The organism is Microbacterium sp. STRO-1N, from assembly GCF_057748015.1.
Map to the genome: position 1 here is coordinate 1,163,029 of NZ_CM173234.1, position 24,969 is coordinate 1,187,997.

The 24,969-nt window shown below is 69.1% G+C and carries 19 protein-coding genes; 11 read left to right on the forward strand and 8 right to left on the reverse strand.

What is annotated here, in order from left to right; genetic code table 11:
- The first annotated feature begins 136 nt into the window (after positions 1-136).
- Genes AC3ANJ_RS05395 through AC3ANJ_RS05405 form a run of 3 tightly spaced genes read left to right on the forward strand, consistent with a single transcriptional unit; the run spans position 137 to position 4,692 of the window.
- Positions 137-2,035, forward strand: coding sequence for an ABC transporter ATP-binding protein (locus tag AC3ANJ_RS05395; RefSeq protein WP_488318574.1), 1,899 nt, complete (start codon positions 137-139; stop codon positions 2,033-2,035).
- On the forward strand, positions 2,032-3,840 hold the full coding sequence (locus AC3ANJ_RS05400) for an ABC transporter ATP-binding protein (protein ID WP_488318575.1): 1,809 nt from the start codon (positions 2,032-2,034) through the stop codon (positions 3,838-3,840). Before AC3ANJ_RS05395 ends, AC3ANJ_RS05400 begins: the two co-directional genes overlap by 4 nt.
- A 48-nt stretch (positions 3,841-3,888) precedes the next feature.
- Positions 3,889-4,692 carry a hypothetical protein gene (locus AC3ANJ_RS05405; RefSeq protein WP_488318576.1) on the forward strand — a complete coding sequence of 268 codons (804 nt, stop codon included), beginning with the start codon at positions 3,889-3,891 and terminating at the stop codon, positions 4,690-4,692.
- 84 nt (positions 4,693-4,776) lie between these two features.
- On the opposite strand, the gene AC3ANJ_RS05410 is transcribed toward AC3ANJ_RS05405, so the two are convergent.
- Positions 4,777-5,235 carry a GNAT family N-acetyltransferase gene (locus tag AC3ANJ_RS05410; RefSeq protein ID WP_488318577.1) on the reverse strand — a complete coding sequence of 153 codons (459 nt, stop codon included), beginning with the start codon at positions 5,233-5,235 and terminating at the stop codon, positions 4,777-4,779.
- A gap of 129 nt (positions 5,236-5,364) precedes the next feature.
- Between AC3ANJ_RS05410 and AC3ANJ_RS05415 the strand changes: the two genes are divergently transcribed.
- A complete protein-coding gene (locus AC3ANJ_RS05415) occupies positions 5,365-7,581 on the forward strand; it encodes an NADP-dependent isocitrate dehydrogenase (RefSeq protein ID WP_488318578.1) in 2,217 nt (738 codons plus the stop codon).
- Positions 7,582-7,637: 56 nt separating this feature from the next.
- Here the strand turns inward: AC3ANJ_RS05415 and AC3ANJ_RS05420 are convergent, their stop codons facing one another.
- From AC3ANJ_RS05420 to AC3ANJ_RS05430, 3 genes are all read right to left on the reverse strand, one after another.
- Positions 7,638-9,119, reverse strand: coding sequence for a L,D-transpeptidase family protein (locus tag AC3ANJ_RS05420; RefSeq protein ID WP_488318579.1), 1,482 nt, complete (start codon positions 9,117-9,119; stop codon positions 7,638-7,640).
- 184 nt (positions 9,120-9,303) lie between these two features.
- Positions 9,304-9,795 carry a hypothetical protein gene (locus AC3ANJ_RS05425; protein WP_488318580.1) on the reverse strand — a complete coding sequence of 164 codons (492 nt, stop codon included), beginning with the start codon at positions 9,793-9,795 and terminating at the stop codon, positions 9,304-9,306.
- Between the two features lie 87 nt (positions 9,796-9,882).
- Positions 9,883-10,290, reverse strand: a complete 408-nt coding sequence (locus AC3ANJ_RS05430) for a RidA family protein (protein WP_406246208.1) — start codon at positions 10,288-10,290, stop codon at positions 9,883-9,885.
- A gap of 25 nt (positions 10,291-10,315) precedes the next feature.
- Between AC3ANJ_RS05430 and AC3ANJ_RS05435 the strand changes: the two genes are divergently transcribed.
- The 7 genes from AC3ANJ_RS05435 to AC3ANJ_RS05465 all read left to right on the forward strand — a co-directional run bounded on the left by AC3ANJ_RS05435 (position 10,316) and on the right by AC3ANJ_RS05465 (position 20,127).
- Positions 10,316-11,533, forward strand: a complete 1,218-nt coding sequence (locus tag AC3ANJ_RS05435) for a type III PLP-dependent enzyme domain-containing protein (RefSeq protein ID WP_488318581.1) — start codon at positions 10,316-10,318, stop codon at positions 11,531-11,533.
- Positions 11,524-14,769: a family 20 glycosylhydrolase gene (locus AC3ANJ_RS05440; protein ID WP_488318582.1), complete on the forward strand. Its 3,246-nt coding sequence runs from the start codon at positions 11,524-11,526 to the stop codon at positions 14,767-14,769. The genes AC3ANJ_RS05435 and AC3ANJ_RS05440 overlap by 10 nt, the downstream gene beginning before the upstream one ends.
- A 75-nt stretch (positions 14,770-14,844) precedes the next feature.
- Entirely contained in the window at positions 14,845-16,032 is a 1,188-nt protein-coding gene (locus AC3ANJ_RS05445; protein ID WP_488318583.1) for an ROK family transcriptional regulator, read from the forward strand.
- 52 nt (positions 16,033-16,084) lie between these two features.
- Entirely contained in the window at positions 16,085-17,062 is a 978-nt protein-coding gene (locus AC3ANJ_RS05450) for an ROK family protein (protein WP_488318584.1), read from the forward strand.
- A complete protein-coding gene (gene nagB, locus AC3ANJ_RS05455) occupies positions 17,055-17,834 on the forward strand; it encodes a glucosamine-6-phosphate deaminase (protein ID WP_488318585.1) in 780 nt (259 codons plus the stop codon). Before AC3ANJ_RS05450 ends, nagB begins: the two co-directional genes overlap by 8 nt.
- Before the next feature lie 119 nt (positions 17,835-17,953).
- Positions 17,954-18,853: a tyrosine-type recombinase/integrase gene (locus tag AC3ANJ_RS05460; RefSeq protein ID WP_488318586.1), complete on the forward strand. Its 900-nt coding sequence runs from the start codon at positions 17,954-17,956 to the stop codon at positions 18,851-18,853.
- Positions 18,850-20,127 carry an MFS transporter gene (locus AC3ANJ_RS05465; RefSeq protein WP_488318587.1) on the forward strand — a complete coding sequence of 426 codons (1,278 nt, stop codon included), beginning with the start codon at positions 18,850-18,852 and terminating at the stop codon, positions 20,125-20,127. Before AC3ANJ_RS05460 ends, AC3ANJ_RS05465 begins: the two co-directional genes overlap by 4 nt.
- Here the strand turns inward: AC3ANJ_RS05465 and AC3ANJ_RS05470 are convergent.
- Genes AC3ANJ_RS05470 through AC3ANJ_RS05485 form a run of 4 tightly spaced genes read right to left on the reverse strand, consistent with a single transcriptional unit; the run spans position 20,084 to position 24,751 of the window.
- Positions 20,084-20,485, reverse strand: a complete 402-nt coding sequence (locus AC3ANJ_RS05470) for an NUDIX hydrolase (protein ID WP_488318588.1) — start codon at positions 20,483-20,485, stop codon at positions 20,084-20,086. The two genes, AC3ANJ_RS05465 and AC3ANJ_RS05470, sit on opposite strands and share 44 nt — an antisense overlap.
- On the reverse strand, positions 20,478-21,842 hold the full coding sequence (locus AC3ANJ_RS05475) for an FAD-binding oxidoreductase (protein ID WP_488318589.1): 1,365 nt from the start codon (positions 21,840-21,842) through the stop codon (positions 20,478-20,480). Before AC3ANJ_RS05475 ends, AC3ANJ_RS05470 begins: the two co-directional genes overlap by 8 nt.
- Positions 21,839-22,210, reverse strand: coding sequence for a YrdB family protein (locus tag AC3ANJ_RS05480; RefSeq protein WP_488318590.1), 372 nt, complete (start codon positions 22,208-22,210; stop codon positions 21,839-21,841). Before AC3ANJ_RS05480 ends, AC3ANJ_RS05475 begins: the two co-directional genes overlap by 4 nt.
- A 9-nt stretch (positions 22,211-22,219) precedes the next feature.
- Positions 22,220-24,751 carry a sigma-70 family RNA polymerase sigma factor gene (locus tag AC3ANJ_RS05485; RefSeq protein ID WP_488318591.1) on the reverse strand — a complete coding sequence of 844 codons (2,532 nt, stop codon included), beginning with the start codon at positions 24,749-24,751 and terminating at the stop codon, positions 22,220-22,222.
- Between the last annotated feature and the right edge of the window lie 218 nt (positions 24,752-24,969).

The following is a 24,969-nucleotide window of genomic DNA, read 5'->3' on the forward strand; positions in this document are numbered from 1 at the left end:
ACAGGTCTTCGCTCCGGGTATCCGCGTGGCGACCTGCCGCGGTTAGTTCCGCACCCGATCTCCGTATCTCCGCCGTCGCGATCACGCCGTCGGCGCACCTTTCGTCACCCCGCTCGCTTCCTCACTTCTGAGAGTCATGTCTGCTACGCCTGCTACGCACACCCCTCCTTCATCCGCTTCCCTCTCCACTCCAGCCGCCCTGTGGCGCCTGAAGCCCTTCGTCCGCCCCATCGTCTGGCGCCTCGTCGGCGGTGCCGGCAGCGCGCTCGCAGCCGCGGTCCTCGCACTGATGGTGCCGATCGTTCTCGAGCAGGTCGTGCGCGGGCTCGACACCGACATCGGGGTCGTGAACCTCGGATTGATCGTCGGCGGAGCCGTCGTCGTGCTGCTGCTCGGCTTCGGCGAGGCCGCCATGGTGTGGCTGCGACGCTGGTTCGTGCTCACCCCGGCGACCGAGGTCGAATTCCGCATGCGGTCGGAGATCTACGCACGCCTGCAAACGCTGCCGGTCGCTTTCCACGACCGCTGGCAGTCCGGTCAGCTGCTCAGTCGGATGATGCAGGACATCGGCCTCATCCGTCGCTGGATCGCCTTCGGGCTCATCCTCCTCGTCGTCAACGTGCTGACGATCATCATCGGCTCCGTGCTGCTGTTCCAGTGGCACTGGATGCTGGGCGTCATCTTCCTCGTCACCGGGATCCCGATGTGGATCCAGGGCTACCTGTTCGAGAAGCGCTACGGCGCCCTTGCCAGGCAGAGCCAGGACCAGGCCGGCGACCTCGCGACCAGCGTCGAGGAGAGCGTGCACGGCATCCGTGTTCTGAAGGCCTTCGGTCGCGGCCAGCACGCGCTGCGCCGCTTCAGCTCGCAGGCCGAGACGCTGCGGGAGACCGAGCTCAACAAGGCCCGCGCTGTCGGTCGGATCTGGTTCTGGCTGGACCTCATGCCGCAGATCGCCTTCGGGCTGAGCCTGATCACCGGCATCTGGCTGGTCTGGCAGGGCCAGATCGATGACGCTCAGCTGTTCGCGTTCTTCGCGATGGCGACCGTGCTGCGCTGGCCGATCGAATCGATCGGCTTCCTGTTCTCGTTCATGCTCGATGCCCGCACGGCGACCGACCGCGTGTTCGACATCTTCAACGAGACGAACTCGATCACCGACCCTGACGAGCCCGTGCACATCGCCGAGCCACGTGGGGAACTCGCCTTCGAGAACGCGCACTTCCGCTATCAGGATGCCGGTGCCTCGGAGCGCGATCTGCTCGACGGCATCGACCTCGTCCTGCGCCCCGGTGAGACCATGGCGCTGGTCGGTCTCACCGGCTCAGGGAAGACGACCCTCACGACCCTGCCCGCGCGTCTGTACGACGTCACAGGAGGCCGCGTCACGCTCGACGGCGTCGATGTGCGCGACCTGCCGCTGGCAGAGCTGCGCACCCACATCGCGATGGCGTTCGAGGACGCGACGCTGTTCTCGGCGACCGTGCGCGAGAACGTGCTGCTCGGTCGCGCCGACATCGATCCGCACAGCGAAGAGGGCGAGCGCATCATGCGCGAAGCGCTCGATGTGGCGCAGGCCGCGTTCGTGGACACGCTGCCCGAGGGCACCGAGACGATCATCGGCGAGGAGGGACTGAGCCTCTCCGGCGGCCAGCGGCAGCGCCTCGCGCTCGCCAGAGCCGTCGCAGCCGCTCCGAAGGTGCTCGTGCTCGATGACCCGCTGTCTGCGCTGGACGTCGACACCGAGGCGCTCGTCGAGGAGGCGCTGCGGCACGTCCTCGCCGAGACGACGGCGCTCATCGTGGCGCACCGGCCGTCGACCGTCGCTCTCGCGGACCGTGTGGCACTGCTCGAATCGGGCAGGGTCACGGCGGTCGGAACGCACTCCGAACTGCTGAAGACCAGCTCGCACTATCGGCACGTGATCTCGAGTCTCGAAGCCGAGGAGGCCGCCAGAACAGGGGCCATCCCGATCATCACGGAGGAGATGCTCGAACAAGCTCCGGCCAGCGAGGACGAGGAGGTGCAGGCATGACTCTCACCGGAACCCAGGGAGAGGACCGCTCCAACTACACCCGCGAAGAGAGCCGCGCCATCCGGCGTCGCTCGCTGCGGCTGCTCGGCTCGCTGATCAGCCCGTTGCGTGCGCGGATCTCGCTCGCGGCGATCGTGCTCGTCGTGTCCACCGCGCTGCAGGTGTCGGGGCCGATCCTCATCGGCATCGGCATCGACCGTGCGCTGCCCATGCTGCTCGAGCAGACCGACTGGATGCCGGCGATCATCGTCACTGCTGTCTACATCTTCGCCGGTGCCACAGCAGCGGCGCTGATCGGCTGGTACGTCGTCATCGCGGCGCGCATCACTCAGGCCGTACTGCTGGATCTGCGCAAGCGCATCTTCCTGCACACGCAGAAGCTGAGTCTCGAATTCCACGAGTCGTACACGTCCGGGCGCATCATCTCGCGTCAGACCAGCGACCTCGATTCGATCCGCGAGCTGCTTGACGGCGGCCTGAACAACCTCGTCTCCGGGGTGCTGTTCGGAGTCTTCACCTTCATCGCCCTCGTGATCGCGGACTGGCAGTCCGGGCTGATCCTGCTGCTCGCCGGCATCCCGCTCGCTTTCCTGATGCGCTGGTTCTACTCGCGCTCGCAGTTGGTGTACCGCGAATCCCGGGTCATCAGCGCGAAGGTGATCGTGCAGTTCGTCGAGACGATGACCGGAATCCGCGCCGTGAAGTCGTTCCGCAAGGAGCCGCGCAACGACAAGACGTTCCGCAAGCTGGCCGGCGACTACCGTGACGTGAACCGGCGTTCGATGGTGCTGTTCGGCACGTTCGAGCCGGGTCTCATGGCGGTCGCCGCCTTCACGACGGCGCTCGTCGTGCTGTGGGGCGGTATGCGGGTGTCAACCGGTGCCATCGGCATCGGCGTGCTGCTGAGTGCTGTCCTGTACGTGCGGAACTTCTTCGCTCCGATGCAGGAGATCGCGATGTTCCTGAACTCCTACCAGTCGGCGACGGCTGCGCTGGAGAAGGTCTCCGGAGTCCTGGACGAGGTGCCCACGGTGCCGGATCCGGCCAAACCCGTTGACCTGTGGGAGTCGCGCGGTCACATCTCGTTCGACGAGGTCACCTTCGGGTACAACGGCGAGAAGACGATCCTGCCGAACTTCTCGCTCGACATCCCCGCCGGCCAGACCATCGCGCTGGTCGGTACGACCGGTGCGGGCAAGTCGACGTTGGCGAAGCTGATCTCGCGGTTCTACGACCCGTCGAAGGGGCGCGTCACGCTGGACGATGTGGATCTGCGTTCTCTGCATCCGAAGGACCTGCGCCGGGCGATCGTCATGGTGACCCAGGAGGCGTACCTGTTCAGCGGGACGGTCGCCGACAACATCGCGCTCGGCAAGCCGGATGCGACGCTCGACGAGATCCGTGCGGCCGCGAAGGCTGTCGGCGCCGACGAGTTCATCTCGTCGCTGCCTGACGGCTACAACACGGACGTGAACAAGCGAGGCGGCCGCGTGTCGGCCGGTCAGCGTCAGCTGATCTCGTTCGCGCGCGCGTTCCTCGCCGACCCGGCGGTGCTGATCCTCGACGAGGCGACGGCATCGCTGGACATCCCGTCGGAGCGGCTGATCCAGGATGCCCTGCAGACGCTGCTGGCCGACCGCACTGCGATCATCATCGCGCACCGCCTGTCGACTGTCGCGATAGCAGACCGGGTGCTCGTGATGGAGCACGGCAGGATCATCGAGGACGACAGCCCCGCCGCTCTGATCGGCGGCACGGGAAAGTTCGCCCAGCTGCACGCAGCCTGGCAGGAGACGCTGGTCTGATCCGACTGGGGCGGATGCTCAGGCATCCGCCCCGGTTAGCATGAAGGCATGGACCCCCTGCTGCTGGCCGAGTTCTGGTGGGCGGTGCCGGCGGCCGCCGGAGCCGTGGGGGCCGGCGCGTGGGGAGTGCACCGATTGAACGCCGAACGACGACTCGCATACGACGCCGCCAAGCTCGAGCTGCGCGCGGCGATCTCGGCGGCGATCGCGGCGCAGAACGCCGCGCGCATCGCCAAGGCCGACCTCTCGCAGGTGACCGCCGATCGGGCGGCGTCGCGAGCGAGCCTCGAAGACGTGAACAGGGCTCGACGGGACCTGCAGACCGCGCAGCGCGAGGCGAAGGCGGCATCGGCGGCGGTGAAGGCGCTGCGCACCCGTGTGACCGCGGCGAGGGCGGAGATCCCCTCGCGGTCGGAGCCGACGCCGCTCGAGCGTCTCCGATCGCAGCACGACACGGTGCTCGTGCGCTGGATGCAGTACGAGACCGACCCTGCGCGACTGATCGCCTATCCGTCCATGAGCGACGGGCACGTGCCAGCGACCGCTGCGTTCCTGTCAGCCCTCGAGCATGCGCAGGAGACCCGCCCGGCGCCGGGCAAGGTGGCTCCGGCCGAGTTCACGGCTTACCGGCTGGCGGTCGTCCGACTGGAACGCGCGTTCGACGACGCCGAGACGGCGGCGCGCGTCGCCGCAGGGGAGCGTCCGCCGATCGGACCGGGATGGCAGGATGCCGCGCAGCAGGTCATCACGCTGTCGGCGGACGTGCTCGACCGCGCTGCTGCCGCCGCGGCATCCGCGATCGCCGCCTGGCGCGAACGCCCGCGCCCCGGCGACGACCCGAACGCCCGCTGACGCACTGCCCGCTGACGCGTCAGGGCGCGGGAGGAGGCGACGGGGTCTCGGTGGGGGAGGGGATCCGAGGCCCCGCCGCCAGTCTTAGGAGTCGATCCGGATTTCGGCGATCACTTCGCCGTACTCGGTCTCACCGACAGGCGAGAAACCGACACGGTTGAAGAACGCCTCCGGCCCGCCTTCGCCGGCCTCGTAGATGACGTCGACGTGATCGAAGCCGCGTGCACGCGCCTCTTCGACGAGTGCTTCGACGGCGAAGCGGCCGACGCCGCGACCCTGATCGTCCGCGTCGACGTTGATCCGCCACAGGACGGAGCGGAAGTGGTCCTCCGGCGCCTCGGGGTCGAAGTTCGCGCTCACGAAGCCGACGACCTCGTTGCGGTCGAGGATGACGCGCTGCCACGACGTCTTCGGATTGATCACCGTGGCGGCGATCCCGTACGAGACCGGAGCGAGGAACTGCTCCTGCCCGGGCTTCAGGGACAGGTTGTTGACCGCGACGATCGTCGCGGCGGACAGTTCGACCACACGGAGTTCCGACATAAGCCCAGGGTAACCGCTCCCGATGGTTCTGACACCAGAGGGCGGGACGAATCCATCGGATGAACGGCGCAGCAGGCCCTCAGGTATCTTGGTATCGAGACAAATGCCCTCGTGAACGGAGATCTCCCGGTGACCGACGACGCCATCATCTACACCTACACCGACGAGGCCCCGGCTCTGGCCACCGCTTCGCTTCTGCCGATCGTGAAGGCGTACGCCGGAAAGGCCGCCATCGCGCTCGAGACGCGTGACATCTCGCTCGCGGGCCGTATCCTGGCCGCGTTCCCGCAGCGGCTGAGCGCAGACCAGCAGGTCTCCGACGCGCTCGCCGAGCTGGGCGGTCTCGCCACGACCCCTGAGGCGAACATCATCAAGCTGCCGAACATCTCGGCATCCATTCCGCAGCTGAAGGGCGCGGTCGCGGAGCTGCAGTCCCAGGGCTTCGACGTGCCCGACTTCCCGGACGAGCCGTCGACGCTCGAAGAGAAGGACGTTCGTGCTCGCTACGACCGCATCAAGGGCTCGGCCGTGAACCCCGTCCTGCGCGAGGGCAACAGCGACCGCCGCGCTCCGCTGGCGGTGAAGAACTACGCCAAGAAGCACCCGCACCGCAACAAGGCGTTCGCCGAGGGTTCGAAGACCCGCGTCGCCACACTCGGTCACGACGACTTCAAGTCGAACGAGAAGAGCTGGGTCGCCCCGGCCGACGAGGTGCTGACGATCCAGCACGTGGCGGAGGACGGCACCACCACCGCACTGAAGGAGAACCTCAAGGTCCTCCCCGGCGAGATCGTCGATGCCACGTTCCTGTCCGCGGCCGCTCTGGACGCCTTCCTCGCCGAGACGCTCGCCACGGCGAAGGCCGACGACGTGCTGTACTCGGTGCACCTCAAGGCGACCATGATGAAGGTCTCCGACCCGATCATCTTCGGCCACGTCGTCAAGGCGTACTTCGCCGACGTGTTCGCGCAGCACGGTGACACGCTCGCGGCCGCCGGTCTCAGCGCCAATGACGGGCTCGGCTCGATCCTGTCCGGGCTGACGGATCTTGAGGGCGGCGAGGCCATCGCCGAGGACTTCTTCCGCGCCATGCAGAACGGCCCGCGACTGTCGTACGTGAACTCCGACAAGGGGATCACGAACCTGCACGTGCCCAGCGATGTGATCGTGGATGCCTCGATGCCCGCGCTCGTGCGCAACGGCGGCAAGCTGTGGGGCGCCGACGGCGGCGAGGGCGACACTCTCGCGGTCATCCCCGACTCCTCGTACGCCGGCGTGTACCAGGCGACCATCGACGACGTGATCGCGAACGGCCCGCTGGACCCCGCCACGATCGGCACCGTGCCGAACGTGGGACTGATGGCGCAGGCGGCCGAGGAATACGGCAGCCACGACAAGACGTTCGAGGTCGCGGCGGCCGGGCGCATCCAGGTCGTCACGTCGGGCGGGGACGTCGTCCTCGAGCACACCGTGCAGCCCGGCGACATCTGGCGCGCCACGCAGACCAAGGACATCGCGATCCGCGACTGGGTGAAGCTGGCCGTCTCCCGCGCCCGCGCCACCGGTTCGCCGGCCGTGTTCTGGCTGAACGCGGAGCGCTCGCACGACGCAGCGCTGATCGCCAAGGTGAACGAGTACCTGAAGGACCACGACACCGCAGGCCTTACGATCGAGATCCTCACCCCCGAGGACGCCACGCGCTACTCGCTGGAGCGCCTGCGCCGCGGTGAGGACACCATCTCGGTCACCGGCAACGTGCTGCGCGACTACCTCACCGACCTGTTCCCGATCCTCGAGGTCGGCACCAGTGCCAAGATGCTCTCGATCGTCCCGCTGCTCGCCGGAGGCGGACTGTTCGAGACGGGTGCCGGCGGTTCGGCTCCCAAGCACGTGCAGCAGCTCGTCGAGCAGAACTACCTGCGCTGGGACTCGCTGGGCGAGTTCTTCGCGCTGGCGGCTTCGCTCGAGCACTTCGCGGACTTCGCCGGCAACGAGAAGGCGCGAGTGCTGGCCGAGACGCTGGATGCCGCGACCGGAACGTTCCTCGAGGAGGACCGTTCGCCCGGCCGCGCGCTCGGCACGATCGACAACCGCGGCAGCCACTTCTACCTCGCGCTGTACTGGGCGCAGGAGCTGGCGAAGCAGACGAAGGATGCCGAGCTCGCCGCAGGCTTCGCGCCGATCGCCGAGACGCTCGCCGCCAAGGAGCAGGACATCGTCGCCGAGCTGAATGCCGTGCAGGGTTCGGCCGCCGACATCGGCGGGTACTACCGTCCGGATGCCGCGAAGGTCGCGGCGATCATGCGTCCGTCCGCGACGCTGAATGCGGTCATCGACGCTCTCTGATCAGTGGGTACGGAAAAGGCGGATGCTTCGGCATCCGCCTTTTCCGTACCGCAGCGTCAGTTGTGGACGTTGACCTCGAGGCCGTCCGGGGCCCACTCGTACACCCACTGAGCCGCCGAGACCGGCATGTTCACGCAGCCGTGGCTCATGACGTTGCCGAAGTTGTTGTGCCAGTAAGCGCCGTGGAAGGCCTGGTCGCCGTTGAAGTAGGTGACCCAGGGGACATCCGGTGTGCGGTACTTCGTGCCGTCGCCGTTGTTGCCGACCATGTCCTGGATCCGCACGTGAGCGCGGATCTTGAAGTTGCCGGTCTCGGTCTCGTGGCCGGGCTTGCCGGAGGAGATCGCCCACGAGTTGACGAGCTTGTCGTTCTCGTAGAAGTTGGCGCGCTGGGACCCGAGGTCGACCTCGGCACGACGAACGATGCCGGTCGTCTCGAACGGAGTCTCGGTGACCGCGAGGGCGAAGTTCGCGTTGCCGTCGGCCAGCTGCGCTGCGAAGTCGTCGGCGACCGCTGAGGTGTCGCCCAGAGCACGGCCGGTCTGGCCAGCCGTGACCTCGCGGAGGACGTTGCCGGCTGAATCGGTGATGTTCGTCGCGTAGACGGGCGCGCGATCGACCGCCGCAGCGAGTCCGTCGACCGTGGTCTGGATCACCGCGGGGTCGGCCTCGACGACGAGTTCGCCGTCGACGTTCTCGACGGTCAGCCAGGTCGCGGCGACCGCGGGATCCACGGGGACCGTGCGCTCTTCGCCGATGTAGAAGCCGATGCCGGCGAGCATCGTGTTCAGTTCGGTTGCGGTCGTCTGCGCCGCCTCGGTCGAGATGTCCGGCAGTGCCTCGGTCGGGTCGCCGGTGAACTCCAGGTCGGACTTGCCCTCGCCGATCGCTTCGACGAAGGCCGTCGAGAGGGCGTCGACGCTGATGCCGGTACCGGGCTCGGCCGGGGTGACCACGTAGGTGCCCGATGCGCTGTCGAAGACGACGGTGGCATCGGTGGCATCCGTGAAAGAGGCGGGCGACGCGGCACGCAGCGCGCTCTCGGCGGTCTGGGCGTCGAGAGTGATGGTCGCCGGGATCGTCTCGGCGCCCCACTGGGTGACGTTCCAGAGCGGATGCTCGGCGAAGGCCTGCTCCGCCAGGGCCTCTGCATCGACGGACGCGCCGAGGTCGGCACCGGTGACGACCGCGTCGTCGCCCATTCCGGTCAGCGTGATCTCGGTCTCGGCCAGCCGGTTGCTGATGGTCTCTGCGGCCATGCCCGGGGTGAGTCCGCCGACCTGCACGCCGGCGACGCTCGTGCCCGGGGCGATGAGGACCATCGAGGCTGCGGCGGCGCCGAGCACGACGACTCCTGCGCCGATGCCGATCCAGAGGCCGAGGCGCTTCTTCTTGGGCGCCGGCTCGAGGGGAGCCCACTCGACGTGCTGGTCCCCGGGGGGAAGCTCTCCGGTGCCGGACGCGCCGGAAGGAATGGTCTCGGAGATCACCGCGGTCTTCGCGGTGTCGGAGCCGGATGCTGCAACAAGATCGGTCACGATCTCACCCCCCCTGATCGGCGTGACACGTATATCCCTCTATGTTAGAGGATCGCTTATCACGGAACGGCAACGGTCGGCAACTTCGCCGCTGCCGGTCAGGCAGGACAGTGCCGGGCGCAGGAAGACGGATGCCCCGCGACTGTGAAGGTCGCAGGGCATCCGTCGAGATTCGCGCCCCGGATCAGGGGGTGCAGAGCGTGTAGAACGCGGCCGCCGACGTCTGCAGGTCGGCGTTCATGGTCGTGAGACCCTCTGCCGCCGCCAGGTCCTGATCGATCAGCACGGCCGACAGCAGGTCGCGCAGCTCGGTGAAGTCTTCGTGGATCGCCGTCACGGCGTCCTTGACCTCGGCGTTGTTCACGGACTCGACGGCGGTGCCGAGGGCATCGGTCGTCGCCGTGAAGGTGTCGAGCGTCCCCTGGGGGTCGGCGGTCGCTGCTTCGAGATCGAGGTTCGACAACGACGCGGTGGCCGCGGTGATGTCCTCGGTGGCGGCTTTGCACGCGTCCGCGACGGACTGGTCCCCGGTGTCGTCCGCCGTGTTCTCCGCCGGAGCCTCGCTCGAGGTGATCTCGTCGGAGCCCTCATCGGACGCGCTCGGCGCCCCGGAGCATGCGGTCAGGCCGAGGACGGCGACAGCCGCGATGGTCCAGGCTGCGATCTTGCGATTCATAGGTTCCCCCTGTTTCGACGCACCGCGCTGCGGTGCTGGTTCTCCGGTCGCCTCAAGTCAATCACGGCAGGCGAGGGAGCCCCGACGTCAGGCGTCGACGATGGCGATGCCGTCGATCTCGACGAGCATCTCCTCGCGGGGCAGACCCGTGAAGACGGTGGTGCGCGACGGCAGGACGCCGTTGGTCGTATGAGCCTCGACGAAGGCGCCGTAGGCGTCGTTCATGGTGGCGAAGTCCTCGCGCTTGGTGAGGTAGACGCGCAGCATCACGACGTCGTCGAACGACGCTCCGGATGCCTCGACGATCGCCTTGACGTTCTCGAGCGTGCGGGTCGTCTGGGCTGCGACGTCGCCAGGGAAGAGGTACTCGTTCGTCGCGGGGTCGACCGGCCCCTGGCCGGAGACCTGCACGAACGGGCCCTTGCGGATGCCCTGGGAGAAGGTGTGCGCCGGTGCGGGGGCGGCGTCGGTCGTGACACGGATCTTCGAGCTCATGGCTTCAGCCTAGTAGCCTTGTTAGGTGCCTCTACAAATTCCGGACCCCGTGCTCGGCCCCTGGGCCAAGGCCTTCCCCGCTCGTGCCCACGGGCTCCGAGTGTCCGACGTGGCGGATGCCGGCCTGCGACTGTCCGAGTTCTCGACGCCGGTGATGACGGTCCATGCGGACGCGCTGACGCACAACGAGAAGACGGTGTTCGACTGGGCCGGCGACCTCGGCATCCTGCTCGCCCCGCACGGCAAGACGACCATGGCGCCCGCCCTCTGGCAGCGCCTGCTGGATGCCGGAGCCTGGGGGATCTCGGTCGCAACCCCCTGGCAGGCCGGCGTGGCCGTCGAGGCCGGGGTGCGGACCGTGCTGATCGCCAACGGCGTGACGGATGCGGGTGCCGCCGGTCGTCTCGGCGAACTGCTTGCGCACACCGACGGCCTGCGCGTGCTCTGCTGGGCGGACTCGGAGGACACCGTCGCGATCCTGGCGGCCGCCGTCTCCGACGTCGCGCATCCGCTCGACGTGCTGGTCGAACTGGGCGGGCTCGGCGGGCGCACCGGCGCGCGCACGATCGACGAGGGCGAGCGCATCGCCGACGCCGTGTCGCGGGCCCCCGGTCTTCGACTGGCCGGTGTCGCCGGGTACGAGGGTCCATTCGGACCCGATCGGAGTCCGGCATCCGTCGCAGCCGTCGATGCCTATCTGCAGAGCCTGGTCGCCCTGCATGAGCGACTGGAGTACCCGACGGGCATCCGGCCGATCCTCTCCGCGGGCGGCAGCTCGTTCCCCGATCGGGCGGCGGCCGTGCTCGCTCCGCACCGTGCGACCGCAGACGTCGTGCTCCGCTCCGGTGCCTTCCAGATCCACGACGACGGCTTCTACACGCGCATGTCCCCGTTCGGCGCCGTCGTGCCGACGGCACCGCTGCGCTCTGCGATGCACGCGTGGTCACGGGTCGTCTCGCATCCCGAGCCTCGTCTGGCGCTGCTGGATGCCGGGCGCCGCGACGTCCCCTTCGACATCGATCTCCCCGCCCCGCAGACCGTGGCAGGGCAGGTCACCGCGCTGAACGATCAGCACGCGTTCCTGAGTCTCGATGACGGCGCCGAGATCGCGGTCGGCGAGGTCGTGCGGCTCGGACTCTCGCACCCCTGCACGGCGTTCGACAAGTGGCGGGTCGTCCCCGTGATCGACGACCCGGATGCCGAGGATCCCCGCGTGATCGGAGCGGTGGCGACATGCTTTTGAGTGCGGAGCAGGCAGAAGCCGGGCGCGTGCGGGTGTATCGCAGTGCCGTGGTCGTGGACGGCACAGGTGGTGACCGGTTCACCGCCGATGTCGCCGTGGAGGGCGCCAGAGTCGTCGGCATCCGGCACGAGGGTGAGGACGACTTCGTCCTGCCGGAGGGCGCGGTCGAGCTCGACGCCGCAGGGCTCGTGCTCGCACCCGGCTTCATCGACATGCACGCGCACAGCGATCTGGCTGTGCTGCGGGGTGCCGATCACACAGCCAAGATCCGTCAGGGCGTCACGTGCGAGGTCATCGGACAGGACGGGCTCGGCTACGCGCCGCTGGACGATCGCGCTGCGGCCGTCATCCCCGCGCAGATCGCGGGGTGGAACGGACCGGCCGAGGTGCCGTGGCGGTCGATGACCGAGTTCCTGGCCGCCGTCGATGCCGCTGCCGCGGCGAACGTCGCAGTCCTCGTGCCGCAGGGCAACCTGCGCATGATGGTCGTCGGCCACGAGAATCGTGCGGCAGAGCCGGATGAGCTCGCGCGCATGGCCGCGCTGCTGGATGCCGCGCTGGACGCCGGTGCGTTCGGGATGTCGAGCGGCCTGACGTACACGCCGGGGATGTACGCGTCGACGGCCGAGCTCGAGGTGCTGTGCCGCGTCGTCGCCGAGCGCGGCGGATACTGGGCACCGCACACGCGCAGCTACGGTGCGGCCGCTCTCGACGCCTACCGCGAGGTGCTGGACATCGGTCGGCGCACCGGCTGCCCGATCCACCTCACGCACGCGACGATGAATTTCGCCCCGAACAGGGGACGCGCCGCAGAGCTGCTCGCCCTCGTCGACGAGGCGATCGCCGACGGCGTCGACGTGACGCTCGACACCTACCCCTATCTGCCGGGCGCCACGACGCTCGCCGCGCTCCTGCCGAGCAGATTGGCCGCCGGCGGAGACCTCATCTCCGCGATCGCGGCGCTGGATGCGGCCGGCCGTGAGCAGGTTCGCGTCGAACTCGAGGACGTCGGCTGCGACGGCTTCCACGGCGAACGCGCCGACTGGTCGGCGATCGAGGTCTCCGGCGTCGGCGATCCGGCGCTGGCCGGTCTCGTCGGACGCCGCATCGACGAGATCGCACAGTCCTTGGGGCGGCCACCCGTCGACATCGTGCTCGACGTCGTCGTGCGGGATGCCGCAGCCACCGGCATCCTGATGCACATCGGCGACGAGCAGAACGTCCGGGCGATCATGCGTCATCCGCGGCACAGCGGCGGCAGCGACGGCATCCTCATCGGCGACAAGCCGCATCCGCGCGGGTACGGGACGTTCCCGCACTACCTCGGGCACTACGTGCGCGAACTCGGCGTACTGACTCTCGAGGAGGCCGTGCGCCACCTGTCCGCAACGCCGGCACGCCGGCTCGGGATCGACCTGGGCGATGCGCCGCGTGGCACCATCCGCCCCGGTGCGACGGCGGACCTGGTGCTGTTCGACGCGCAGACGATCGGCGCCGGTGCGACCTTCGACGACCCGCGAGCCGAGCCCCTCGGCATCGTCGAGGTGCTGGTCGGCGGCGTGCCGGTGATCGAAAGCGGAGAGCCCACCGGACGGACACCCGGGGCGGCATTGCGCAGCGCACCACCGGCGCACCGCGCCGCGGTGCCCGGACTCGACGTCGACATCGACGCCCAGGCCGAACCGTTCGTGCTCACCGCCGGCACGCGCATCGAAGCGCCCGACGCGTTCACCGGTGTGGCAGAGCGACTGCGGGAGGTCCTGCAGCTGCACGACGAGCCGGACCCGGATTCCGTCGTCATCGCCCTGGTGAGCGATCCCGGCCAGACCGCGCCGGAGTCCTTCCGCATAGAGGTCGATTCGATGCGCATCGAGGTGCACGCGGCCGAACCCGTCGGCGTCTTCCGCGGCGTGATGGCGCTGCGCCAGCTCCTGCCCCCTGAGCTGGCGCATGGCGTGCGGCTCCCCGCCGGACGATGGCGGGGCGCGCCCGCGTTCGGCTGGCGCGGAGCGATGCTCGACGTCGCGCGCCATTTCCGCCCCGCCGACGACATCCGACGCCTGATCGATGTGCTCGCCGCCCACCAGCTCAACATCCTGCACCTCCACCTCACCGACGATCAGGGCTGGCGCTACGAGGTTCCTGGCTTCCCTCGGCTCACCGAAGTGGGCGCTCGCCGCGCTGCGACCCAGCTCGGGCACGGTCCGCTCGCCACGGTCGAACCGGGCGTGCATGAGGGGCATTACACGTCGACGGAGCTGCGCGAACTGGTGCGCTACGCCGCCGAGCGCTTCATCACACTGGTTCCGGAGGTCGAGCTGCCGGGGCACGTGCAGGCCGCGCTCGCCGCCTACCCGGAGCTCGGCAATGCGGATGCGTCGGACCGCGTCGAGGGGCCCTGGGAGCGATTCGGGGTCAACGAGCGAACGCTCGCGCCGACCGAGGAGTCCCTCGCGTTCGGGCGTGCGGCGATCGACGCCCTCTGCGACGTGTTCGATTCGCCGTGGATCGGCATCGGCGGCGACGAGGTCCCGGTGACGGAGTGGGAGCGCAGCGCCGCAGCGCGCAAGCGCATGGGCGAACTCGGCCTTGACTCGGCGAAGGACGTCCAGCCGTGGTTCACCGCGCACCTCGTGGCGCACGTGCGCGCGCGCGGCCGTACCGCGCTGGCCTGGGACGAGGTGCTCGAAGGCGAGGTGCCCGAGGGGGTCGAGATCCTCGCGTGGCGCGCGCCGGTGGCGCTGCAGGAGGCGCTGGACCGCGGCATCCCTGTCATCGCCTGCCCCGATCTGGAGGTGTATCTCGACTACCGCCAGTCCGAGTCGGCGGACGAACCGGTGCCTGTCGGCCCGCCCCTGACGATCGAGCACGCCTACACGCTGCGCATCGACGAGCGCGCCCTCGGCGGACAGGCGAACACCTGGACCGAGCACCTGCCGACGCGCGATCGGGTCGACTACGCGATGTTCCCGCGGCTCTCGGCCATCGCCGAACGGCTCTGGGCGGGCGGCGAGCCGGGGGAGTGGGACGATTTCGCGCGTCGTCTTCCGGTGCAGCTGCGCCGACTCGGCGCGGCGGGGGTGCGATATCGTCCACTCGACGGCCCGTCTCCCGAACAGCGTCGCGCCGGTGTCCCCGGCAAGCCGATGAGCGTGCAGGCTCGGCAGCAGATCGTCGCCGAACTCGTCGCCGGTCTGGGCTCTCACGGCGGAGCGGAGGCCGCCGGTTCTAGGTAACGTTTCGGTAACCCTCCACCCCGCCGACCTCGCAGAGGTTGCGCAACACGACGTTCGTAAGGTCTACTAACAAACATGTCCGAATCGGATGGGATGCGTGTGCCGGCCGCGGCCGAGTACACCGGCGCGAGTGCGCACGGATTCGCGGGTGCGCGGCACCTCCGCTCGCGCGCCAAGGTGCTGCCCGAGCACGCGCGCGGCCATAATCGCGCGCTGGTGCTGCAGACGCTCTACCACGCCGGAGCCATGAGCCGCGCTGATCTGTCGCGGGAGACCGGGCTCACGCGCGTGACGATCTCGGACCTCGTCGCAGAGTTCATCGCCGACGGCATCGTCATCGAGAAGGGGATCCGCGAGACGGCCGGGCCCGGCAAGCCGCCGATCCTCATCGACATCGATCGCGAGGGCCACCAGATCATCGGGCTGGATCTGTCCGGCCCCGAGGCGTTCCAGGGCGCTGTCCTCAGCCTCGACGGCGAGGTGCTCGAGCGCCGCGAGGTGCCGCGCCCCGCGCAGCCGGACGGTGCGGCCGCATATGACGCACTGGTCGACCTCGCCCGTCAACTGAAGGCCGCGTCCACGACGACGCTGCTCGGCGTCGGCGTCGGGACGCCGGGTATCGTGCGGCCGGACGGCGTCGTCATCGAATCCCCGAACCTCGGCTGGACGAACTTCCCGCTCGAGGCGCGTCTCAGCCTCGATCTGGACCTGCCGGTGACGGCGCGCAACGACGCCAACGCTGCCGTGCTGGCCGAATACACCTTCGGCGAGGCGCGAGCCGACGTCATGCTGATCAAGATCGGCCGCGGCGTCGGCGCAGGTCTGATCACCGGCAGCCAGCCGCTGCTGGGCAGCCGCTTCGCCGCGGGAGAGATCGGGCACGTCGTGGTCGGCACCGATGGTGGGCCTCGGTGCGTGTGCGGCAAGGACGGATGCTTGGAAGCCTGGCTCAGCGGCAGCCGGCTCGCCTCCGCGATCGCCGAGGCGCCGGAATCGCGGGACGAGATGCTGCGCGACGCGGGGACGCGGATGGCTGTCGCGATCGCTCCGATCGTCAGTGCGCTGGATCTGTCCGAGATCGTGCTCTCCGGGCCGGCCGAGCTGCTGGACGACACCTTCTTCGACGCCGCGACCGCGACGCTGCGTGCGCGCACTCTGGACGGCGTGTTCGATGACGTCGTCATCCGCCTCACTCGGCAGGAGGACATCGTGCTGCGCGGGACCGCCGTCATGGTGCTCTCCGGCCAACTGGGCGTTTCGTGATGCGCGCATCGACGTCGATCCAGACCGCCGCAGAGTCGGGCCGCGTCCGCTGATGGTTCAGCACAGCAGCACGGGCCTGCGCGGTCGGGCCATCCGAGTGGGCCTGGACATCGGCGGAACAAAGACCGATGCCGTCGCGGTGGCTCCGGACGGCGACATCATCGCTCGCGTGCGACGCCCGACCGGATGGGGCGATGAGGCGGTGATCGCCAGCATCCTGGACAGCGTCGCCGCGCTCTCGCAGGACGGCGGCTTCGCGACCTCGGAGCTCGGATCCGTCGGCGTCGGCATCCCTGGTCTCGTAGAGCCGGGAACCGGACGCGTCCTGCACGCCGTGAACCTCGGCGTGGAGTCGCTGGACATCTCCGCACGTGCGGGCGGCGTGCTGAAGGTGCCGATCGCCGTCGAGAACGACGTCAAGGCGGCAGCCCTCGGTGCGGCCGCCCTGCGGGGCGACGGCGCCTCGATGGCTTACCTCAATCTCGGCACCGGCGTGGCCGCGGGGATCGTGGCCGACGGCCGGATCTGGCGGGGCATGCACGGCACCGCCGGCGAGGTCGGCCACCTCAGCGTCGACCCGGCCGGGCGACTGTGCGGCTGCGGCCAGCGCGGCTGCGTCGAGACTCTCTGCGGAGGCGGCGCACTGGCGAAGGCGTGGGGGCGACCCGGTGCGCTCCCGGTGCGCGACATCTTCGATGCCGCGGAGGTCGGAGACGCGCACGCGATCGCGCTGCGCGCCGATCTGGCGCGGGGAGCGGCGGCGGCGGTGCGCATCCTCGTCCTCTCCGTCGACGTGGAGACCGTCGTGATCGGCGGAGGACTCACAGCGCTGGGCGATCGTCTGAATGCCGACATCGTGGCGACCCTGCGACGCGAGGCCGACGGGTCGGCGTTCATGCGCTCGCTGCGTCTCGATGAGAGGATCGAGCTGCTGCCCAGCGGCTCGCCGGCGGCGGCACTGGGAGCCGCGCTCGTCGGCGCTTCGGATTCTGCACCCTTACCCGAGAAGGAGATCGTTCCCCATGGCTGAAGTCGTCATCGTCGAGAACAGCGCGGCAGCGGGGGCTCTGGTCGCGGAGGAGATCGTCGCGCTCATCGCCGGTCGTCCGGATGCCGTTCTCGGCCTCGCCACGGGGTCGACGCCGCTGCCGGTCTATCAGGCGCTGCAGAGCCGGCTGGTCGGTGCCGACGTCTCGCAGGTGCGAGGCTTCGCACTCGACGAGTACGTCGGTCTCGACCCGGCGCACCCCGAGAGCTACCGGTCCGTCATCACGCGGGAGGTCGTCGAGCCGCTCGGGTTCGACCCGCGGCGCATCCACGTGCCCAACGGGGCATCCGAGGGCATCGAGCACGCCGGTTCGGACTACGAGGCGGCGATCGCGGCTGCCGGCGGAGTGGATCTGCAGATCCTCGGCATCGGCACAGACGGGCACATCGGCTTCAACGAGCCGGGTTCGTCGTTCGCTTCCCGGACAAGGGTGAAGACGCTCACGCAGCAGACCCGCGAGGACAACGCACGCTTCTTCGACGCCATCGACGATGTGCCGATGCACTGCATCACTCAAGGCCTCGGCACGATTCTGGAGGCGCGTCACCTCGTGCTGCTCGCCTTCGGCGAGAGCAAGGCGCAGGCCGTCGCGGATGCCGTGGAGGGACCGCTTTCCGCGTTCCTGCCCGGTTCGGCGATCCAGCTGCACGCGCACGCGACGGTCGTCGTCGACGAGGCGGCTGCCTCGAAGCTGAGGCTCGCGGACTACTACCGCTACACCTTCGCCAACAAGCCGGCCTGGCAGGGGATCTGAGCCGAGGGAAGCTGCCTCAGACGGCGACGATGAGTCCCTGCTGGTCGTAGCGACGGATCGCGCGGACGCTCGCGCCCGCACGCCTTGCGCCAAACTGTGTAAATGAATATTGTCGCAGGATGCAGACTCGTGACGCGGTGAGCGCCTACCTGGACCGATTGCGGACCGCAGGACGGCGGGCGAACACGCTGCGGGGATATGAGACGGACCTGCGCGTCCTGGTCGAGTGCGCCGCCGCGCGCGATGGTGCGCTCGACCAGCAGGCAGTGGACGACTACCTCGCCTGGCCCACTGCTCGGGCCGCCGCGACGCAGGCACGGCGACTGTCAGTGCTGCGCGGACTTCTTCGAAGTTGCGATCGCATGGATCTCCTGCCTCCAGCGGGCACTCGCCCACAGCCGTCGGCACTTCCGGCTCGCCGCGAGAGCCGGCGCGATCTCCGGTCGGATCTCGAGTCGGTTCTCGCGGCGATCCCGCGGCAGGCTGACCGGGACCAGCTCTTCTTCGGAGTGCTCGCACGCCTCGGATTGCGCCCGGGCGAGGCCCTGGCGCTGCAGGTGGAGGACTTCGAAGAGAAGTCCGCGTCTCTGCATGTCACGGGTTGGGGCGGCCACCGCCGACGTGTCTTCGTCGACGACAAGCAGACCCTGCTTCGGTTGACCAATTACGTGCGCTTCAATGCGGGGCCTTCGGGAGCACTCTTCACTGCCCAGGGCCGGGATACGCCCCTGCGCTATCAGTCGGTCCAGTATCGATGGGGGCAGTACTGCTCAACAGTCGGCGTCGTCCTGCGCCTCTCCGATCTTCGGCGCGCTCATGCTGCGGACCTGCTCGCCGGAGGCGTGCCGGAGGATGTCGTTCGCGAGCGGCTCGGGCAGCACACGGGCAGCCTCGGCCGGGTTGGGGTCTCGTTCTCGACCCAGGACAGCGACGACGAGCTGATCGCCTGGCACAAGCGCCGCGAGACCGGTTCGACGAGCAGAGGCGTCATCAACGTGACGCAAGGCCGTGCCGGATGAGCCGCGGCTTACGCGCACTGGGGAGACCGTTCACGACATTCCTCGTCGCGGAGACTGTCAGTGCGACCGGCACGATGCTGACGCTCGTGGCACTGCCCCTGATCGCGATCGAGCGACTGCACGCGTCGACGTTCGCGATCGGGCTGCTCGAGGCGCTCCAGTGGTTGCCCGCCGTCTTCCTCGGCCTTCTCCTCGGTGCGCTCGTCGACCGACGTCAGGAACGATGCCGTTCTCTCATGGTCACAGCGGACATCGGCCGCGCGCTCACGCTCGGCGCTGTTCCCCTTGCCGCCCATTTCGAAGTGCTCACGCTTCCCGTCCTGCTGACATCGGCTTTCTTGACCGGTGTATGCACGGCACTGTTCCAATCCGCGTACACACCGTATCTGCGCCAGCTCGTCTCGTCTGATCAGTACGCTGCCGCGAACGCGTCGATGCAGGCGGGCCGATCAGCGGCTCGGGTCATCGGTCCCGCCATGGGCGGCGGCATGATCGCACTCATCGGGGCGTCCAACACCCTGATCGTCGACGCTGTCAGCTTCCTGCTCTGCGCCGTCGCTCTTCTGACCATCGTCGGCAGAGTGGCTCCGCCGCGGCCGTCGGTTCGCCGCCGCATCGCGGCGGAGATCGGTGAGGGGCTGCGCGTCCTGCGCACGACTCGCATGCTCGCCTGGGTGACTGCGGGAGCTGCTGTCGCGAACCTGTTGCTCTCTGCCAGCGGCACGCTGGAGATCCTGTTCCTCGCACGCGACGCGTCGCTTTCCTCCGACATGATCGGAATCGTCCTCACGGCAGGCGGCATCGGCGGTCTGACAGCGGCCTCGATCAGCGGTCGTCTGATCAGCCGGTACGGCTTGGGGAGGACCGGGACATCCGCGTTCCTCTTCTCCGCGCCGGCGTCACTGCTTCTCCCCGCGACGCAGACCGGCGCCTCGGTCGTGCTGTTCGCGATCGGGATCTTCGCGATCAGCTTCGGCATCGTTCTGGGCAGCGTCTCGCTCATGACGCTGCGCCTGCAGTACACGCCGCCGGAGGTGCAGGGTCGAGTCAGCGCGGTGTCCCAGGTCTTGAACGCAGCGACGATTCCACTGGGCGCGCTGCTGGGCGGGACCTTGGGCCAGTTCTTCGGGACGCGGACAGCCTTGGTCGTGCTCGCGGTCTGCTACATCGCGTTCGGCATCGCGTTCTCGCGAAGTCCGGTACGCACCGCCTCAGCGCAGCCGCTGGCTTTTAGGCATCCGGCCACGCCAGCGGGAGCAGATGCTCCAGGCTGAGCGGGGCGAGCGGCAGCGTGGCGATGTCGGCGGGGGTGATCCAGCGCAACTCTGCGAGTTCGGCCTGGACCGTCACGTCGTCCGGCTCGGCGCGCATCGCGAAGGCGGCGGCGACGACACGGTGACCCGGCTCGTTCGCGGCATCCGAGGTGAACTCGCCCAGGGGAGTGAGGTCTGCTTCCGCGACGCGGAGACCGAGCTCCTCCTCGAGCTCGCGGGCCAGGGTCTGGGCTGCGCTCTCACCCTGCTCCGGCTTGCCGCCCGGTTGCATGAAGCGCACGGTGCCGTGCTTGCGCACGACCAGCACGCGATCGTCGGCGTCGCGGATGATCGCCGCGCTCACGTGGATGTCAGGCATGGGCGGCGAACACCTTTCCGGGGTTGAGGATGCCGACAGGATCGAACACGCGCACGATGTCGCGCTGCAGCCGCCACTGGTCATCGCCGAGCTCTTCGGCCAGCCACCGGCTCTTGAGCGTGCCGATGCCGTGCTCACCGGTGAGCGTGCCTCCGAGGCGGATGGCGGCGCGGAACAGCTCGTCGGCGGCTGCCCAGACGTGGTCGGGGACATCCGGTCCGTCGAAGATGAAGTTCGGGTGCAGGTTTCCGTCGCCGGCGTGGACCACCGTCGGGATCGTGAGACCGTAGGCGCCCTCGATCCGGGAGATCTCATCGAACATCGCCGGGAGAGCGCTGCGCGGTACGGAGACGTCCTCGATGAGGGTGGTTCCGAGCGCCGCCATCGCGGCGTGCATCGAGCGGCGGATCGTCAGCAGGCGTTGGCCTTCGGCCGGGTCGTCCGAGAGCGCGACCGTGCCTCCGTGCGCGGCGAGGACCTCGGCGATGCGGTCGGCTTCGTCGCGTGCGGCCGGGCCGTCCGTCTGGATGGTCAGCTGCGCGGATCCGGCCGCGGGCGCGGGGAGGGAGAGCAGCGCATGCACAGCGGCGAGGGCCGCGGCATCCATCAGTTCCATGATCGCTGGCTGGATGCCTGCGGCCGTGACCGCAGCGGATGCCGTGGCTGCCGTCCTCGCGTCGGGGAACCCGGCAGCGATCGCGCACGTCGTGCCTGGTACGAGGCGGCGCAGCTTCAGGGTCGCACCGACGACGACGCCGAGCGTGCCCTCCGAGCCGATGACGAGTGAGGTGAGATCGAGCCCTGTGACGCCCTTGACGGCGCGGTGTCCGAGGTGGAGCAGGCGTCCGTCGGCGAGCACGAGATCGAGTCCGAGGACGGCATCCCGTACGACGCCGTATTTCGCGCAGAGCAGTCCGCCGGCGCCGGTGGCGATGTTGCCGCCCACCGTCGAGATGTCGCGGCTGGCCGGGTCCGGCGCCCACCAGACTCCGTGCGGGGCGAGTGCGGTGTTGAGGTCGGCGTTGAGGATGCCCGGTTCGACGACCGCCAGCAGATCATCGGCTCGGATCTCCTGGATCCGGGTCATGCGACGCGTGGACAGCACGATCTCGCCCGCGCCCGCGTTGGCGGCCCCGGCGAGTCCGGTGCCTGCACCGCGGATGACGACCGGTGTTCGGGTCTCCGTCGCGATGCGCATCGTCTGCTGGACATGCTCGACGGTCTCGGCGTGCACGACGGCGAGAGGCCGTCCGACGGCGGCGTGGCCGGAGCGGTCAGCGCGGGCGGCTTCCAACGACGCTTCGGACACGTCGACGATGTCGTCGAGTGCCGCGCGCAGCGCCGCGAGTGCGCTCATGCCAGCGTTCGCCGCCCCGCGATGACACCTGCAGCGATCGCGACCACGGCGAAGACAGAGCCGATCACGGCCTGGCCCATCGACCACCATGCGATCGTGACGCCCAGGTACAGGAGCAGTTCGACGGCCGCGCGCAGGAACGGATGCAGGTGCAGCACGGGGCGAGGCGAGAGGAACAGCGCCCACACCAGCAGTACGACGACGGGTGCCCCGATGCCGATGATCAGGTTCCACGGCAGATCCCACGATGCGAAGCCCCACAGGGCGAGCGACGCGAGCGCCACCAGCAGGATGACGACCCGGATGATCTCGAGCGGGGTGACGTTCGGTCGGTTCACGCCCGGTTCGGCCGGTGTCTCCTGGGTCATGCTCCCAGTCTATTCGGCGGGGGCCGTCGCCTCGTCTGCCGGAAGGGACTCGGTGGCCGGTGGAAGCGGCTCGGCGACTGGGGCGATCGGCTCGGGCGATTCGACGGGTGGAGCGGGCTCCGCGGCGGGAGCGGTGGATGCCGCGGGAGGGGCAGGGTCTTCGACGGGGTCTGTTGTCGGGGATGCTGCGGGTGCGTCGACGGTGGGGTCTTCCGTCGGTGCTTCGACCGCAGGATGTTCCATGGTGGGCGCATCATCGGCGGAGACTTCGGGCACCGGAGCCTGCGAGGCAGGTGCTTCCGCAGGGGCATCGGCTGAAACTGGTGGTTCGACCAAGTCTGTTTCGGTCGCGTCAGCGGCAGTGGCGTCATCGTCGGCACAGGTCGGGGCGAGCAGGACAGTGACCAGGTTCACTCCGAGGTCCGAGAGTGTCGTCGTGAGTGGGTGAACGGGGCCGGCCAACGTGACGTAGCGAATCTCGACGTCGGCATCCGACAGAATCTGCCGTGCGGTCGGCCGCAGACTGATCGTCTCGGTGCCGTCCGTCCCGAGGATGGCATCGTCCGCGCCAGCGGGACTGCCGTCGAGAAGCGCCTGGATTTCGGCGCCAGGCACGCCGAGAACGTCGAGTGAGACGTACGTCTTGCCGTCAATGCCGACGCACATTGTCGCATCGGCAATTTCAACCGGCGACGTTGGAATCACAGGGTCGACGGGATCCACCGGGTCGACGGGGTCGACGGGGTCCACCGGGTCGACGGGGTCGACGGGGTCCACCGGGTCGACGGGGTCGACGGGGTCGACGGGGTCGACGGGGTCGACGGGGTCGACGGGGTCCACCGGGTCGACGGGGTCCACGGGGTCGACGGGGTCCACCGGGTCGACCGGGTCGACGGGATCCACCGGGTCGACGGGGTCGACGGGATCCACCGGGTCGACGGGATCCACCGGGTCGACGGGATCCACGGGCGTCGGTGTGGGCGTCGGCTCGGGTTCCGGATCGGGCGTCGGGGTCGGCGTCGGCGTGGGACTCGGGGTAGGTGTCGGCTCAGGTTCCGGATCGGGCGTGGGCTCAGGATCCGGCGAGGGAGACGGCTCCGGGTCGGGCGTGGGCGTGGGCGTGGGAGTCGGCTCCGGTCCCGGCGCGGCCGGCGGATCCGAAGGAGCGGCTGGTTCCTCCGGGGCTTCCGGCGCATCCTCACCACCGGAGTCCGAGTCTCCGGGGGCAGGCGCGACCGGTGCAGGGACGACCGGGGTCGCCTGCGGCACGTCCACGCCGCGTTCGGAATCCGGACCCGGTGCCTCACCGGCATCCTCGTCGTCGATCGGCTCATCGATCACCAACGGCTGATTGCTCAGCGCTTCGAGCTTCTCGTCCGGGCCGACCTCAGCCGGGATCGATGGTGAATCGGCGACTTCGCCGGCGCTCGGAAGACTCGTCATCGCGGGGGTCGCGATGAGTCCGGGCATGATCGCGGCCGCAGCGACGACGCCGGCGACGATCAGTGCGGCCGTCCCGACCCCGACGAGCGCGCCGATGCCGGTCACGGCTCCGGCCGTCGCACCGGCTGCTCCGCCTCCAGCGGCGGCTCCTGCGCTGCCGACAGCTCCGCCCGCACCGCCGGTCGACCCGGAACCGGCGGAGGCACCAGCTGCAGCCGCGCCTGCGGTGCCGGAGACGACGACCGCGCCCTCGACGACGCTGGACGGCATCGCGGCCAGCGCCACGATCGGCGCTCCGCCGCCCTGGAGGGTGGCCAGGTAGCCCGCGGAGCCGGCGATGCCCAGCACGAGGGGCAGCAGCACCATCGCCAGGCGGTCCGAGACGTCCTTCGCCTCGGCGACGACGATCATGCAGCGTGCGCAATCGGACAGGTGTTCGTCGAGACGCTTCTGGTCGCGGTTGCTGAGGTTGCCGCGCGAGTACGCGCCCATGTGCTCGATGCTCCACTGGCACTCCGAGCCGGGAGCGGCACTGCGCAGATGCGCCTGGATCCAGGCTTCGCGCAACCCCTCGCGGGCGCGGAAGGCGAGCTGTGCGACAGCACCGGCCTTCATCCCGAGCAGCGGACCGACTTCGGCCGGCTTCATCTGCTCGATTTCGGTGTACCAGAGCACCTCCTGCCAGCGGGAGGGGAGGCTGCGGAACGCCTGCGCCGTGAGGCCTCGATCGAGGGCCTCATCGGTGGCCTGTTCCGTCGTGTCGGGGTCTGCGACGGCATCGATCTCGTCGATGGCCGTCTCGCGACGCGCCTTGCCCCAGGCGGCCGCGGTGTTGCGGATGCTGGTGAACAGGTAGGCGCGGAACGACCCGTTGGGGCCGCCGCCCTTGAGGATGGCGTTGTAGATGCGGGTGTACGACTCCTGGACGAGGTCATCCGGGTCGAGAGAAGACGTGATCGAACGCGCGACGGCGATGCCGGACGGATAGTGCCGTCGCCAGAGTTCGCCAAAGGCCTTCCGGTCGCCCGACCGGGTGCGCAGGATCAGATCGGCGTCCGCGATCTGCGCGTTCTCGTTGTTCTCGTTCGGCACAGTCATCCAGGTCTCGTGGAGCGTCGGGTCGGCTCCACAGGAAGAGACGCGTGAATCGGGTCCCCATCACGCGCCTTGTCTATTCTCACCCCGTTTTCCCAGCCTGACCAGCCCTGTGGACAACTCGGAGCGAACTCTCTGCGAGGACCCGTGAAAAAACTTCAAAAGAATCTCTCCGAATCGCGTGATGATTCGCCGGCGACGGCATCTCATCAATCAGAGCA

Bases quoted from the DNA above. Each gene is read 5' to 3' on its own strand.
- AC3ANJ_RS05470 (WP_488318588.1), bottom strand. From the start codon at position 20,485: ATGCCTGACATCCACGTGAGCGCGGCGATCATCCGCGACGCCGACGAT.
- AC3ANJ_RS05430 (WP_406246208.1), bottom strand. From the start codon at position 10,290: ATGAGCTCGAAGATCCGTGTCACGACCGACGCCGCCCCCGCACCGGCG.
- AC3ANJ_RS05460 (WP_488318586.1), top strand. From the start codon at position 17,954: ATGCAGACTCGTGACGCGGTGAGCGCCTACCTGGACCGATTGCGGACC.
- AC3ANJ_RS05485 (WP_488318591.1), bottom strand. From the start codon at position 24,751: ATGACTGTGCCGAACGAGAACAACGAGAACGCGCAGATCGCGGACGCC.
- AC3ANJ_RS05405 (WP_488318576.1), top strand. From the start codon at position 3,889: ATGGACCCCCTGCTGCTGGCCGAGTTCTGGTGGGCGGTGCCGGCGGCC.
- AC3ANJ_RS05450 (WP_488318584.1), top strand. From the start codon at position 16,085: ATGGTTCAGCACAGCAGCACGGGCCTGCGCGGTCGGGCCATCCGAGTG.
- AC3ANJ_RS05475 (WP_488318589.1), bottom strand. From the start codon at position 21,842: ATGAGCGCACTCGCGGCGCTGCGCGCGGCACTCGACGACATCGTCGAC.
- nagB (WP_488318585.1), top strand. From the start codon at position 17,055: ATGGCTGAAGTCGTCATCGTCGAGAACAGCGCGGCAGCGGGGGCTCTG.
- AC3ANJ_RS05480 (WP_488318590.1), bottom strand. From the start codon at position 22,210: ATGACCCAGGAGACACCGGCCGAACCGGGCGTGAACCGACCGAACGTC.
- AC3ANJ_RS05465 (WP_488318587.1), top strand. From the start codon at position 18,850: ATGAGCCGCGGCTTACGCGCACTGGGGAGACCGTTCACGACATTCCTC.
- AC3ANJ_RS05395 (WP_488318574.1), top strand. From the start codon at position 137: ATGTCTGCTACGCCTGCTACGCACACCCCTCCTTCATCCGCTTCCCTC.
- AC3ANJ_RS05425 (WP_488318580.1), bottom strand. From the start codon at position 9,795: ATGAATCGCAAGATCGCAGCCTGGACCATCGCGGCTGTCGCCGTCCTC.
- AC3ANJ_RS05410 (WP_488318577.1), bottom strand. From the start codon at position 5,235: ATGTCGGAACTCCGTGTGGTCGAACTGTCCGCCGCGACGATCGTCGCG.
- AC3ANJ_RS05440 (WP_488318582.1), top strand. From the start codon at position 11,524: ATGCTTTTGAGTGCGGAGCAGGCAGAAGCCGGGCGCGTGCGGGTGTAT.
- AC3ANJ_RS05445 (WP_488318583.1), top strand. From the start codon at position 14,845: ATGTCCGAATCGGATGGGATGCGTGTGCCGGCCGCGGCCGAGTACACC.
- AC3ANJ_RS05400 (WP_488318575.1), top strand. From the start codon at position 2,032: ATGACTCTCACCGGAACCCAGGGAGAGGACCGCTCCAACTACACCCGC.